This window comes from Chitinophaga sp. 10T418 (genome assembly GCF_056394125.1).
Window position 1 is genome coordinate 1,060,851 of the sequence record NZ_JBFTHG010000001.1, and the last position, 15,804, is coordinate 1,076,654.

Consider the following 15,804-nt stretch of genomic DNA (forward strand, 5'->3'; position numbering starts at 1 on the left):
CAAGTTATGAAAAAAAAGCGATTCGCTGCCGTAATCTACTACGTTATGAGATTAACTGCTATTCAACTTATTCTTGCTTCCGTTTTTTCACTTTCGCTGTATGCCAATACGGTGAGCTCACAGTCTGTGCTGGAAAAGCCGATCAGTATTTCTGCAGAACAAACTTCTGTGAGGAAGCTGCTGAACCAGATCAAAAACCAGACAGGTGTGAACTTCACCTACAGCAGCAGCATGGTGGATGTAAACCGGAAAGTGTCCTGCAAGCTGGAATCCAGACAGCTAAAGGAATTTTTTGATGATATATTAAAGCCCATCGGGATCGATTTTAAGGTGATAGATAACCAGCAGATCCTGCTGTATCTTACTCCTGAAACACCTACGCAAAACATTACGGTCACAGGCCGGATTGTGGGCGAAGACAATAACGGGATTCCTGGCGCCACGGTGCGGGTAAAAGGCAGCAGCATTGGTACTACCGCCAATGTAGATGGTAAATTTAGCTTGTCTGTACCCGATAAACAGGCCGTGCTGGTGATTTCCTTTATCGGTTATCAGCAGCAGGAAATTGTGGTGGGAGAACAAACCTTTATTCCGGTGAAACTGCTGGCAGAAAACAGTAAGCTGAATGAAGTGGTGGTAGTGGGTTATGGTACCCAGAAGAGAAAAGATATTACCGGTGCGGTGGCGGTAGTAAAGGCTGATGAATTCGAGAACAGACCTATCGTAAGTGCGGCGGCAGGTTTACAGGGACAGGCTGCAGGTGTGAATGTAACCTCTGCTTCCGGTAAACCAGGCAAAGGACTCACGATCAGCATCCGTGGTAATACATCACTCACCACCAGCAATAATCCACTGTTTGTAGTAGACGGGGTGATTGTTTCTGATATTGATTTTCTGAATCCCAATGATATAGAGAGCTTTTCCGTACTGAAGGATGCGTCCTCTGCGGCGATCTATGGTGCGGCAGGTGCGAATGGCGTAGTGTTGGTGACTACCAAAAAAGGAACCAGCAAATCCAAAGTATTTGTGAACGCTTATACTGGTATGTCCAATTTCGCAAAGAAAGTAGATGTACTGAATGCTACCCAATACAAAGAACTCATTACTGAATTGGGTTATACTGATCCTAATGATAATAATACTGACTGGCAGAAGGAAACGTTTAAAACCGGCCGGGAACAGAATATCCAGGTAGGTGTATCCGGTGGCAGCGATAAAGGACACTATTATATTGCCGGCGGTTACCAGAAACAAAAAGGGGTGGTAGCACCATCAGATTACGATCGTTATTCTGTGAGGGCGAATGTAGACAACAAAGTAAAAGACTGGTTAACGTTAGGCGCTAACCTGTCGTTCAACAGATCCGTGTATGTAGATGTACCGGACAACCTTGGTGTAGCGAAAGGAGGTACGATTTTATCTGCCTTAACTTCTCCGCCAACGCTAGGTATCTTCAATCCTGATGGCAGTTACACCGCCAACGTTAATCAGAAAAGCTGGCAGAATCCTATTGCCTATGCTTTTGCTCCTGATCAGAAAGCGGTGAACAACCGTTTCTTAGGTAACGTAAATGCTGATTTCACCATCACTCCGGACCTGCATCTCCGTTCCAACCTGGGTGCGGAATCAGAAGGCAACCGGTATGATTATTTCCTGGATCCATATTCTACTGATTTCGGAAAAAATGAAAAGAAGGGCTATGGTAAATCCCAGTCGACCGAACGTTTTGTATGGTTATGGGAAAACACCCTCACCTATTCCAAAGTGTTTGGCAAACATAATGTGAGTGCTATGGTAGGTCATACCATGCAGGAATCGTCTTATAACTTTACAGATGACATTGCCCGTGGTTACCTGAATGATGCGATACACACCCTGGAAAACTCCACCATCCGTGAAAAGCAGTCTACTACCATGGCGCAGTGGTCCAAGCGCTCTTATATAGGTCGTGTAAACTACAGCTATGCAGATAAATATTTATTGACCGCTAACCTGAGATATGACGGTTCTTCCCGGTTTGCGCCGGATGACCGATATGGTACTTTCCCATCTTTAGGTGCAGCATGGCGTATTTCCAATGAAGAGTTTTTCAAAAAGGGTTTTGTTACCGACCTGAAACTGCGTGCCGGCTGGGGTAAAACAGGTAATGACGGTATTGGTGATTACGACTGGCGCCGTTTGTTTACTTCCAATGGAACAGGTGGTCTTACCTTCACCAACCTGCCCAAGAATACGCTTAGCTGGGAAAAAACAGCCCAGACAAATGTTGGTATTGATGCAACGATACTGAATAACCGCATTACTTTCACCGTTGATGCCTATATTAAAACCACCAGCGACTTACTGGTAAATATTCAGACTCCCATTTCCTCCGGCTATGGACTACAGCGATATAATGTGGGCAAAATCGAAAACAAAGGGCTGGAATTTAGCGCGAATGCTTTGATCGTAGACAAAGGATTGAAATGGAATGCTAATGGCAACATCGCCTTTAACCGAAATAAAGTGATCAGTCTCGGTGCCACTACACCTGGCTTGTCTTTCGGTGATGTATACGAAAGAGGAAATGCGATTCGTGTAGTACCGGGACGTCCTTTGGGTGAATTCTATGGCTATATCGCTGAGGGTGTAGACCCTAAAACCGGTAACATGATCTATGCCGATCTGGATGGCAGCAAAAATTTGTCTGATGGTGACCGTACCTGGATTGGAAATGCACAACCAACCTTTACTTATGGTTTGACCAATAATTTCAGCTACAAGAATTTTGCATTGAACTTCTTCTTCCAGGGAGTGCAGGGAAATGATATTTTTAATGCTTCCCGTATGGAACTGGAAGGATTGTACGACTCCAAGAATCAAAGTACTGCAGTGTTAAGACGCTGGAGAAAAGATGGAGACATCACGGACATTCCAAAGGCGGAAAAGGGAAATACCGCGAACAGCCAGGTATCTTCCCGCTTCGTGGAAAACGGTTCCTACCTGCGTTTGAAAGCTGCTACGCTCAGTTACAACTTTGCCAATGACGTATTGAAGCACATGGGTATCGGCCGTCTGAATGTATATGTAACAGGACAAAACCTGTTTACCATCACAAAGTATAAAGGTATTGATCCGGAAGTAAGCAAGGATAGCCCTAACGGTCCTTCTATGGGTATCGACTATGGTACTTATCCACAGGCCCGTGCTTTTATCTTTGGCTTGAATGCTGAGTTTTGATCTTAAAAATTAATGAGTCCGATTATGAAAAAATTCACTGTTTATATAGCATCCGGAGTTCTCAGCATCACCATGCTGGCATCCTGTACAAAGGATTACCTGGACAAGAAACCGATTTCCCAGTCAGAGAAAGCGACCATAGAGTCCCTGTTAGGAGGCGCCTACGATAACCTGTATGACGAATACTATACTTCCGATTTCCTGACCAATGGTGATGTATCCGCTGACAACGGTTACGCGGGAGGCGACAATGCCGCCAACTTTGGTATTGATAAATTCACTGTAAGTGCCACCAACGGCAACATAAAAAGGGATTGGGGGTATTTGTATACAGATATCAAGAACTGTAACCTGATCCTGAGCCTTGCTCCTAACGCAGTGGCCAACGACCGTGGGCTCACAGAAAAGCGCCGCGACCAGATTGTGGCAGAAGCTTCTTTTCTGCGTGCCTGGCATTATTTTAATCTGATAAGGTCATGGAAAGAAATACCTATTATTACCGCAGTACCTACCGATCTGGCCAGCATGTATGTGAGCAAGAAACCAGCCTCCGAAGTATATCCGTTTATCATCAAGGACCTTGAATTTGCTCTGGCACATATTGAAGACGATAAGCCTAATACAAATAAAAATCTGGCTACCAAAGGAGCCGTAAATGCCTTGCTGGCAAAAGTATATGCGCAACAGCCGGTACCTGACTGGAATAAAGTAGTGAGCTATTGCGATGCGGTGACCGCGGCAGGCTATGACCTGGTACCCGACTTCGCCACGCTGTTCCAGGTATCCGGAAAAAATAGTGTGGAAGCTATCTGGGAAACAGCGTTCGATGGCGTGGTACACCAGAACTGGATAACGGGCATGAATACACCATTTATGTGGGGCGACTGGAAAAAGTTCAACATTCCTTCGCATGCGGTGGTTGTTGCCTGGGATGCGGAAGGTGATGTGGTAAGGAAAGCTGCCAGCGTGAAGTTTGTTAACGTATCCTGGACAGACGATTATTGGGCAAAGACCAGCCCGGTGCCGGTGATTTTTAAATACAATGATCCCGACGGTAAAAGCGATACATACCGCCTGCGTTATGCAGATATTTTATTGCTGAAAGCCGAAGCATTAACGGAGCTGAATAAACTGGATAACTCGATCAATGGTGCACAGTACTACATCAATAAAGTAAGGCATCGTGCCAGGCTCGGTGATACTCCTGCCACCACACAGGCCGCGCTGCGTTTGGCGGTGGAAAAAGAAAGACAACTGGAACTGGCGTTTGAAGGTCACCGCTGGTACGACCTGATACGCACTAACCGCGCTATACCAGTGATGAATGCGCAGAAAGATGGTAACGGCAATTCATTGAATTATAATGTTACGGCAGATAAATTATATTTCCCGATTTCACAGGATGAAATAGACAGCAATCCAAACATTAACAAGTAACCTGGAATTATAAAAATGAAAACGGAAAAGGGCCTGGTTTTTTGCCGGGCTCTTTTATTTAAAATCAACATATGAAAAACATTCTCATTACTATATTATTTTCAGGCAGCGTGTTGGTAACGTTGCTGTCCTGCTCCGGTAGCAAAGGGATTACCAATCCGGTAGTACCTACAGATACATCGCACGCCGCTACTGGTGCGGTGGTGAGCTATTGGATCAGCAGTGGTGATCAGCAGCAACTATTGCAGTTACAAACAAATAAACCTGTTTTTGGTAAAGGTAACGTCAACGGTTACACGACTATTGAAGTAGACAGCAGCCAGGCATTTCAGGAAGTAGATGGGTTTGGCTATACCTTGACTGGTGGCAGTGCACAATTGATCAATGCCATGAATGCTACCGCCAGGGCAACACTGTTACAGGAACTTTTCGGGAATAGTGGTAGCAGCATTGGGGTAAGTTATCTGCGCATCAGTGTAGGCGCCTCCGATTTGAATGCAAATGTCTTTTCTTATGATGATGTGTCTGCAGGACAAACAGACATCTCACTGACGCATTTTTCCCTGGCCGCAGATGAAGCCGCCGGCACCGGTTTGATTCCGCTACTGAAGGAAATATTGGTGATTAATCCCCAACTGAAAATACTGGCGACTCCCTGGAGTGCACCGGTATGGATGAAAGATAATGGATCCTTTAAAGGAGGTGCTTTACAACCTAAGTATTATGATGTATATGCGCAATACCTGGTGAAGTATATTCAGCAGATGAAGACAGCAGGCATCACTATTGATGCTATCACGCCGCAGAATGAACCGCTGAATCCGGATAATACGCCCAGTCTTAAAATGGTGGCGGAAGAGCAGCGCGACTTCATCAGGAATAGCATGGGACCTGCTTTTGCAGCTGCCGGCTTAACAACTAAAATCATCGTGTATGATCATAACTGTGATCATCCGGATTATCCACTCACTATCCTGAATGACCCGGCAGCGGCAAAATTTGTAAATGGCAGCGCCTTCCATTTATACGCCGGCGACATCAGTGCACTTTCTACAGTACATGCCGCCGCACCGGACAAAGCCCTGTATTTCACAGAGCAATGGACCAGCGCCAATGGTGGTTTTGATGGTGACCTGCGATGGCATATGAAAAATGTAATCATCGGTGCGATGCGCAATTACAGTCGCACTGCCCTTGAGTGGAACCTGGCCAATGATCCGAACTATGGCCCGCATACGCCGGGTGGCTGTACGGAATGTAAAGGAGCACTCACTATCAGCGGCGCCACGGTAAACCGAAATGTGGCTTATTATATCATTGCCCAGGCATCTAAATTTGTTCCCGCAGGATCCGTGAGGATAGGCAGTAATAACAGTGGCAACCTATACACCGTTGCCTTTAAAAGACCTGATGGCAAAAAGGTGTTGATTGTATTGAATGACGACAATGCCCCTGCTTCTTTCAACTTAAAATACCAGGATAAACAGATCACACCTGTGCTGCCGAAAGGCAGTGCAGCTACTTTCGTGTGGTAGTGGTCGTTAGTAAATACAGCGGAGCATCATTTTTGTTCCGCTGCATTTATTTAGCCCGGAATGAAGTACAGATTTCCTTCAGAATGATTACAGATTATCTGTTCCCCGATTCTTTTTTCCACTTTTTCCTTGTTATGCCCACGGGTTGGGGGTTCTGACTATTGAGCCACCAGCCATCATCTGCACATATTTGCACCCAAAGAAGAGCCCTCCGCTGTTAACGAATCATTACGTTATAATTACCATTCTATTAAGATCGAAGCTACCCCTGTTATGTGAAAAAAATTAAAATTTCCTTTGCACAAATTCTACCGGATGATAAGAACGATACTCGTCTTCTTTCTGTTTTTTTGCTGCATATCAACCGTTTTCAGTCAGCAGGCTGAAGTTGTCTTCAAAGGAAAAATTATCGATGCTCAAACAAAGGAACAATTACCCGGCGCCACGGTGCGCTTACAGGAATCAAAGAGGGGTGGAGCAGCAAGACTGGACGGCACTTTCAACGTTGATAAAATAGCAGCCGGCACTTATCATTTGCGGGTGACCTATATGGGATATCATACACTGGACACCGTGGTGAATATAGATGGCCGAACGAATATTTTGTTGTTGATGCACAACAACAGGAAAGACCTGAACACCGTGAGCGTGAATGGAAAACGCGATGGCGAATCCGCCGCTTCGGCCAAAAAATCGGAGCAGTTGGCAGGTAATGTGATGAACATCATCTCTGCAAAAAATATACAGTTATCACCGGATATTACTATTGCCAATGTACTACAAAGGGTATCCGGTGTATCACTGGAAAGAAGCGGTAGCGGAGATGGCCGTTACGCCATTATCCGTGGAATGGACAAACGATATAACTATACGCTGATCAATGGTGTGAAGATCCCTAGTCCGGATAATAAAAACAGGTATGTGCCATTGGATTTATTTCCTGCCGACCTGGTAGAAAGAGTGGAAGTAAATAAAACACTCACACCTAATATGGAAGGTGATGCGATTGGTGGTACCGTGAACATGGTGATGAAGAATGCACCGGATAAGTTTTACGTGAATGGTAGTGTTTCTGCAGGTTACAACCAAACACTGATAGACCGGCCATTCGATTACTTCTCTACAAGTGCGATTAATCGTCAATCTCCATACGAAGCGCATGGCCCTTCGTACCTGGCGCAACCAGGCGATTTTACCCGTGATAATTTAAACTTTACGAAGAAAAATTTTACGCCCAATGGCTTTGCCAATTTATCTATTGGTAACCGTTTTTTTAACAACAAGTTGGGTGTGATGTTGGGAGGTTCTTATCAGCATACTTATAAGGGCTATCATAGTATTTATAACCCGGTAGATGAGTACCAGGACATCACGGATGCATATGGAGTGATATATATCAAACATGCCTATGTGCGTAACTATTCTACCGAGGTGAAAAGAACAGGATTAAATGCGAAAATAGATTACCGGTTTAATGATCATCATAAAATCAGTGTTTATTCTTTCACCGCTATATTAGATGAAGCACAGGCAAGAATAGGAATGGATACCTTGCAACCACCTCCACGTCTGGGGCCTGGCCTGGGACAGGTATGGTATCAGAACCGATCCAGGTATCAGCGGCAATCTATTAACAGCACGACTTTACAGGGAGAACATGATTTGTTGCCGGGTCGTTTGAAACTGGACTGGTCTGCTGTATATTCCAAGGCCAGCAGTAGTATTCCTGATCTGGCGGAGTATGAATATGATGGTGGATTTTATGCAGATGGCACTAACAAAGAACCTTACCTGCATCCAAATGTAATAACAGCGTATAACCGCGAATGGTGGAAGAATAATGACCGGGATTATGCCGGCTATCTGAATGCCAGCTATAGTGGCAAGGTGGCTACTATTCCTTTTAAGTTTTCTGCAGGTGGTATGTACCGGGCCAAACACCGGGATAACTTTCACCAGATTTATAACCTGGACAGAGTACCTGATGCAGGACAGAGTTTTCAGTTGTGGACAGATATTTATCATTTTAACTGGACGGTGCTCAACCCGGCGGGATCGCCCGCAGATGGTAACAACTATCGTGCAGATGAAAATATTTCCGCCGGTTATGCCATGCTGAAATTTACCGTAAAAAAACTGGAAGCCATTGTAGGTGCACGCATGGAGCATACCGATCAACAGTATGATACAGATGCCCCTTCAAGTACAGAAGGGAAAATGGGTTCGATTACCTATAGTGATATCATGCCGAGCGTGCATTTAAAGTATATGCTGAACAGCCAGACCAATCTGCGCTTATCTTATTTTAGTTCTATCAGTCGTCCAGCTTATTTTGAACTGATTCCATATCCTTTCAATGGGGATGAGTATGTGGAAAAAGGTAATCCGAATCTGAAACATACCACTGCCGATAATTTTGATTTCCGCTATGAATATTTCCCCCGCCCGGATGAACAGATATTGATCGGGGCTTTTTATAAGAAGCTGACCAATCCTATTGAATACGGATTTGTATCTACCGATGTGCAGAGCCAGGCAGTATATCAGCCTAATAACTATGGCGACGCTACGAACTTCGGCTTCGAGGTGGTGTACGAAAAATACATCCGCAACTTTGGTATCCGCGCCAACTATACCTATACTAATTCTACCATAGAAGCGCCTAAGCTGCGCACATTTAACCGGGTAAGGTCATATCCGCTGCAGAAGCGTCCATTACAGGGGCAGTCGGAAAATGTGGCCAATGCTGCATTATTGTATAAGAACCAGAAAATTGGATTGGATATACAACTGAATTGGCAGTTGACCGGTAAGCGCATTGCTGTTGTATCCCGTTATTATGGATATGACTACTGGCAGAAAGATATGAACACGTTTGATTTTTCTGCAGAGAAAAAGATTGGAAAGCATTTCTCTGTATTTACCAAAATACAAAATTTACTGAACACACCTTACGAGCTATATATCAAAGGAATACCATCCAACACTGTTCCTATGCCTAAGTCGGGCAATAATGAAACACTGATACAGAAAGATACTTATGGTCAGGATTATCAACTGGGTGTGCGATTTGTGCTTTAACATTTTTCAATAACATATTTCAAAATTTCCAAGCAGAAACTTATGAAAAAGATCGGCTTAAAAAGCGGCCTGGTTGCTATGGTGGCCATGTCTGTAATCTCCTGCAAAAAAGGTGATGAACATGTAGACATCTCCAAACCACTGGTGATTGTTGGACAAACCATCAGTGATACCATTCTCCCAAAGAAGGATGCCAATAACAATGCGATTCCGTTAAAAGGAACCATGCTGGCAGGTAAGACTTATCATATTATGTCTGATGTTACGATCAACGAAGGAGATACCCTTTACCTGCAGCCAGGTGTGAAAGTGTTGATCCATGGCGATGGTAAAAGCCCGGCGACTTCTCCTGCCTTCCTGGTTAATGGTACGCTGGTAAGTGATGGAACCAAAGATGCACAGAACTGGTTTACAGTAGCAGAAACGGAGACCGTTAAAAAGTCTGATGCCAGCTTCAAAGACGATGCCGGTAATGATCCTGCTTTCAAAGGCTACTGGGGTGGTTTCCAGTGTGGTGGTAACGCCAAACTGCTGTTACTCCGCTGGTCACATATCGAATATACCGGCGGCGCCTGGGGTGCTAATGCGCCTGATTATGGAGCAACTCCCGGTGATGCACGCTTTACTATTTACATGAACAGCAAAACCACTACCCTGGGTACCCTCATCGTAGAAGATTCCTGGTTTTATGGTAGTAAAGATGATGGTATCCGTCCGAATAACGTATACATGAGCATCATGCGTAACACCTTTTCTAAAATGGGTGCTACTGGTGGAGAGTCTGCCAACATCAAAGATGGTGTGATCGGTGATATGGCTTATAACCTGACCTACGGTATCGCCACCAACGGTCTAAAAACCTCTGGCTCCACCGGCAAAAGCTGCATGGTGAATATCTACAACAACACCGTCGTAAACTGTGGTTTCAGACAGACCAAAGCTACCCGCAATGGTTCTATCAATACAGAAACCAACGCAGGTGGTTATATCTTCAACAACATCATCGTAAACTGTAAAGCCGGTCTGAGAATATCTTTCCACTCAGAAAAAGGTAAGCCAAGCGATACCCTGAATACCCTGTACAACAACAACCTCACTGCTATTGGCAGAGGTAAGGCCATGGGCGGCGCAGAACAATACATGGTGTTTATTGAGCCTAACCAGTTTACACTGAAACAGTCTTATGACATCAACGGTTACATCAATGGCACTATCGCTGCAGATGGTACTAACAACGGTACCAATCCTGAGGCAGACTCGTTGAAGTATGATCCGATGTTCGCGAACTACGACATGGCTGCGATGAGTAAAGACAGAAACTATCGCATATACCAGATTCCTGCGGGCGCAGATTTTCACCTGAAAACAGGATCTCCGGCTATTGGTGCAGGCGTATATGCCGCAGGTACCGGCAAAAATGCTATTCCATCTAAAGTTACTGCTGCATTGCTGAACCAATATGGTTTCCCAATGAAAGTTGTAAAGACCGGCGGTATTTACGGCGCTACTATCACCGCTCCTAATAAAGATCTTGGTGCATTCCCTACTGATAACTCCGGCAATCAGCATACTTATTAATCGCTATACCTGGCATATGAAAAAGGACGTCTTTGCACGTCCTTTTTCATTTTAATTTTTCAACAATGAATCGTGCTTACAGCTTTATTTTTTTATCCGTATGTATAACAGTTGCCGCCGCCTGTGGAAAAGATGGTAAGGGAGATGTCACCACTCCTGGCAAGGATACTACTGTGGTAGTGGTGGATACCGTGAAAACAGCCACCTATGACCTTTCCCTGCTGGACCGCTGCATGTTGTTCAATGAAACACCGCAGGTGAATGCTACGGCAAGGCAAGACTACCAGGAACTATCCGGCGTAGCGCCCAGTCACGTATATCCGGGACTGTTATATGTGCATGAAGATAGTGGCAACTCCAACGAAGTATATGTGACCGCTGCCGATGGCAGAAATGCCGGCAAGCTGGTATTGCAGGGGGGCTCTAACCGTGACTGGGAAGACATTGCCACCGGGCCGGGGCCGGAGAAAGACAAGAGCTACATCTATGTAGCAGAGATAGGTGATAATAATTCCGCTTATCCCAGCGTATTTATTTACCGTTTCCAGGAACCCGACTTGTCGGCTGCCAATGCCGCTACGGTCATCAATATTACCGCCATTGATAAAATAGAATTGCAATACCCCGGGGGGCCGGTGAACGCAGAATCGCTATTGCTGGATCCACTTACGAAGGATCTTTACATTGCCACCAAACAAAACAGCAGGAGTACACTGTATGTGGCCCGTTATCCACAGTCTGCCACCACCAAAACAACATTGATAACCCTGGATAAGCTGCCTTTTGATCTGCTCACTTCCGGCGATATTTCCGCCGATGGCAGCGAAATAGTATTGCGTAATACAGGGCAGATCTGGTACTGGAAAAGACAGGCAGGCGAAACCATCGCCGCCGCGCTGTTACGTAAACCACAGGATGCTCCCTATGCCCGCAACGAACGGCAGGGAGAAGGTATCTGCTTCGCCCTGGATGGCAGCGGATATTTCACGGACTCAGAAACAAAGAAGTATGCCGGCGAAAAAGTAGCCATCTCATTTTATAAAAGAAAATAAAAATGAACAGCTTTATGAAAAGAAAAGCAATATACCTCCTTCCTTTGCTGAGTGTAGCAGTAATGTCCGGATGCAAAAAGGATGATGAACCAACGAAAGAAGAGCCAGCCGCCATTGTACAGTTTGTATTTACCTCTGATGCGCATTATGGCATTACCCGTGCTGCCTTCCAGGGAGGTGCTAACGTTGACGCACATACGGTAAATGCTGCCATGGTTGCAAAAATGAATACCTTACCAGATCTGACCTTACCGGATGATGGTGGGGTAAATGCCGGTAAAAAAATCGCCAGCGTAGATTATGTGATGGAAGCAGGAGATATTGCCAACCGCATGGAAGTAAGCGCCAGCGTACAAACAGCAGCCATCTCCTGGGGACAGTTTAAAACGGACTACCTGCAAAATCTCACGCTGAAAAATAGAAATAATCAGCCTGCCGGTTTCCTCATGGTGCCTGGTAATCACGATGTATCCAACACCATCGGCTACTACGCTAAAATGCAACCCTTAACAGATGCCAGCTCTATGGCAGAGATCTATAACCTGATGTTTAAGCCATCTCTGCTCAGAACAGCACTCACTTATAATTATAACGGTGATCGTATCAACTACTCCCGCGATATTGCCGGTGTGCATTTTTGCTTTATCCAGATGTGGCCCGATTCTGCCGTGAGAATTTGGCTGAATACCGATCTTCAAAACGTAAAAACCGAAACACCGGTGATTATTGTGGCACACGATCAACCCGCCGTTGTATCCAATCATTTTACCAATCCAAACGGTAACCACAGCATCAACACTACCGATAAATTTGATAACGTACTGGATGAACATTTCAAAGATGGTGCCTCACCTGCCACAGCCGGAGCGATTGAGCAGCGTGCATTTGCTGCTTTCCTGAAGCAACATACCAATATCCGTGCATACCTGCACGGACATGTACATGAAAGTAAATTCTATACCTGGACAGGTCCGGATAACGATGTGTCGTTAAGCGCTGCCAGTGCCGACTCTCCGATGAAAGGAGTGGTGTCAGCAGGTGATGAAACCAAACTGACTTTCCTGTTTGCCGCCCTGGATCCTGCCACGATGAAGCTGACGCTGAGAGAGGTGTACTGGAATGCTGCGCCGGTGAAATGGGGGAGTATGGTGACGATAGATTTGAAGAAGAAAGGGTAGGAGCTCATCGACTTTTTTGGGGAGGTATCGCATATGATGATACCTCCTTTTTTGTTTCTCCCCCGTTGTCCATTTCCGAACACTCCAGCGTCCCTAATCGAACAAATTAAAAATAACCACCATTCGATAGCTCCTGATTTTAAGCCACCTCCACCCTGGCATTTTCTTCGCCCATATCCACCGGTACTTGTGAACGGGATCATCTTATCAACTATCACTGATGTTCAAAAACTATCTCAAAATTGCCTGGCGCAATCTCTGGAGAAACAAAGTATTTTCTGCTATCAACGTATTAGGTCTTACAGTAGGGCTTACCGCCTGTTTCTTCATTTTCCTGTATGTGCATTTTGAATGGAGCTATGATAAATTTCATTCCAAAGGGGATCGTATTTATCGGGTGACCTGTGATGTGCAAACACCCAGTGAATTAATCCACGGAGGTATTACGCCCTGGCCTTTTGGACCCAATATGCAGCATGATTTTCCGGAAGTAGAAGCGTTTGCAAGGTTCAACAAGGCAAATCTGCTGGTGAAGAAAGGGAATGTCAGCTTCCAGGAAGAACGTTCTTTGTTTGCTGATTCTTCCATATTCCGGGTATTTGATTTTAAGTTACTGAAAGGAGATCCCGCCACTGCCCTGCAAAACGTGAATAGTGTGGTGTTAAGCAGTTCTGCGGTGAAGAAATATTTTGGGGAGGCGGATCCGATAGGTCAAACGGTATTGCTGACAGGAGACATGATACCCAGCACCGTTACCGGTGTGATTGCAGATATGCCGGAGAATTCGCAGATCAAAGCAGATATGCTGGTATCAATGAGTTCGTTGTTGAAATTGAATCCGAACTTAGATAAATCCTGGGGGAATTTTGGTGCAGTGACGTTCCTGCTCCTGAAACCGAATGTCAATCCAGTATCATTGGAAGCAAAGTTTCCGGATTTTATAGAACAGCATAATGGTAATGAGAGAAGGAAGGCAAAGATGTTTTATACCGTGAAGCTGCAGCCGCTGGAAAAAATTTATTTGTATTCCGGCGCTTATTCTGCTTATGAAAAGGGAAGCATTACCAATGTGTATATTTTTTCTGTCGTAGCTATATTTATTCTCTTCATCGCCTGTATTAATTTTATCAATCTGACTACGGCCCGGTCGGTAGAGCGGGCAAAAGAAATAGGCATCCGTAAAGTGGTGGGTGCTACCAAATATGAGCTGCTCCGGCAGTTTATCGGTGAATGCGTGATGTTGTGTTTAATTGCTTTTGTGTTTACGGTATTATTATTTATGTTATTGCTGCCAACGTTTAACCTGTTGGCAGGTAAAACCATTGCTACTGGTCTGTTTGCCAATGGCTGGTATGTATTGATATTGTTTGTATCCGCTGTTGTGATTGGCTTGCTGGCGGGCATTTATCCTGCGCTGGTGCTTTCTTCTTTTAAGCCGGCCTCCGTGTTAAAAGGACGTTTTGCTACCGGCACCAGAGGTGTTTTTCTCCGCAAAGGGCTGGTGGTAACACAGTTTGCTATTTCTATCGCGCTGATCATCGGTACCATCATCGTATCGTTGCAAATGCATTATATGCACAACAAGGATCTGGGCTTTAGTAAAAATCAGATGCTCGTCATCGATACGCATGGCGACCCGGCTAAAAATGCGCTGAAAGAGGCCATTGCCGCATTACCTAAAGTAAATTCCGTGAGTATGGCCTCAGGTGTGCCCGGGGGAGAAACGAATGGTGCTTATTCAGAGATCGTCAATAAACAGGGCGATATGCAGGTGGCTAACCTGGACCTGTACGATGTAGATTACGATTACCTGAAACAATATGATATTAAAGTGGTAGCAGGTCGTGGTTTTTCAAGGGATTTTGGAACAGACACCACGAGTGCCATGATGATCAATGAAGCGGCGGCCAAATTGTTTGGCTATGCCAAACCGGAAGAAGCGGTGGGCAGAGGATTCCGGCAGTGGGGCCGGCAAGGCGTGATTATCGGGGTGGTAAAAGATTTCCACTTCCGTTCCCTGCAGGAAAATATCAAGCCACTCACCATGCGTATTGAACCGCAGGACTGTGATATGATTTCGGTGAACGTAGCGCCGGGTGATTTGTCTGGTACCCTTGCAGCGATTGAACGCAAATGGAGAACGATGATGCCTGACCGCCCGTTCAGCTATTTTTTCCTGGATGAATTTTTCGACCGGCAATACCGTACGGAAGAACGATTTGGTAAGCTCTTTTTCAACTTTGCACTGCTGGCCATCATCATTTCCTGCCTGGGATTATTGGGACTGGCTTCCTATAGCGCTATACAGCGTACCCGCGAAATAGGTATCCGCAAAGTTATGGGGGCTTCCGTGGCGGATATTGTAAACCTGTTATCCCGCGATTTTCTGAAACTGGTCCTCATCTCCTTTATCATAGCTACGCCGGTAGCCTGGTATTTTATGCACAAATGGTTGCAGGTATTTGCTTATCGCATCAGCATTGGCTGGTGGGTATTTGCGGTAGCCGGGATCATTGCGCTGATCATTGCCATTGGGACTATCAGCTACCAGGCATTAAAAGCTGCACTGGCAGATCCTGTGAAAAGTATGCGGGCAGAGTAAAACGCCCAAAATATTTTAAACGGTTTTGAAGAGCTGGAGGCAGAGGGTAAATGACGCGGTTTTGGGTCTTGCATAGGATTATACTGATTTTGATGATTTCATGATTGTTTTTATTGGAGTTA

Annotated in this window: 8 protein-coding genes; all 8 read left to right on the forward strand. The window is 45.2% G+C overall.

What is annotated here, in order from left to right:
* Nucleotides 1–45 precede the first annotated feature (45 nt).
* The 8 genes from AC1DCV_RS04395 to AC1DCV_RS04430 all read left to right on the forward strand — a co-directional run bounded on the left by AC1DCV_RS04395 (nt 46) and on the right by AC1DCV_RS04430 (nt 15,682).
* Nucleotides 46–3,219: a SusC/RagA family TonB-linked outer membrane protein gene (locus tag AC1DCV_RS04395; protein ID WP_477022023.1), complete on the forward strand. Its 3,174-nt coding sequence runs from the start codon at nt 46–48 to the stop codon at nt 3,217–3,219.
* 24 nt (nt 3,220–3,243) lie between these two features.
* Nucleotides 3,244–4,656 carry a RagB/SusD family nutrient uptake outer membrane protein gene (locus AC1DCV_RS04400; protein WP_477022024.1) on the forward strand — a complete coding sequence of 471 codons (1,413 nt, stop codon included), beginning with the start codon at nt 3,244–3,246 and terminating at the stop codon, nt 4,654–4,656.
* 71 nt (nt 4,657–4,727) lie between these two features.
* Nucleotides 4,728–6,191, forward strand: coding sequence for a glycoside hydrolase family 30 protein (locus AC1DCV_RS04405; protein WP_477022025.1), 1,464 nt, complete (start codon nt 4,728–4,730; stop codon nt 6,189–6,191).
* Between the two features lie 315 nt (nt 6,192–6,506).
* Nucleotides 6,507–9,272, forward strand: a complete 2,766-nt coding sequence (locus tag AC1DCV_RS04410; RefSeq protein ID WP_477022026.1) for a TonB-dependent receptor — start codon at nt 6,507–6,509, stop codon at nt 9,270–9,272.
* A gap of 42 nt (nt 9,273–9,314) precedes the next feature.
* Nucleotides 9,315–10,850: a hypothetical protein gene (locus AC1DCV_RS04415; protein ID WP_477022027.1), complete on the forward strand. Its 1,536-nt coding sequence runs from the start codon at nt 9,315–9,317 to the stop codon at nt 10,848–10,850.
* Nucleotides 10,851–10,915: 65 nt separating this feature from the next.
* Nucleotides 10,916–11,902, forward strand: coding sequence for a hypothetical protein (locus AC1DCV_RS04420; protein ID WP_477022028.1), 987 nt, complete (start codon nt 10,916–10,918; stop codon nt 11,900–11,902).
* A gap of 14 nt (nt 11,903–11,916) precedes the next feature.
* Nucleotides 11,917–13,080: a metallophosphoesterase family protein gene (locus tag AC1DCV_RS04425; protein WP_477022029.1), complete on the forward strand. Its 1,164-nt coding sequence runs from the start codon at nt 11,917–11,919 to the stop codon at nt 13,078–13,080.
* Nucleotides 13,081–13,300: 220 nt separating this feature from the next.
* On the forward strand, nt 13,301–15,682 hold the full coding sequence (locus AC1DCV_RS04430) for an ABC transporter permease (protein WP_477022030.1): 2,382 nt from the start codon (nt 13,301–13,303) through the stop codon (nt 15,680–15,682).
* Nucleotides 15,683–15,804: the final 122 nt, after the last annotated feature.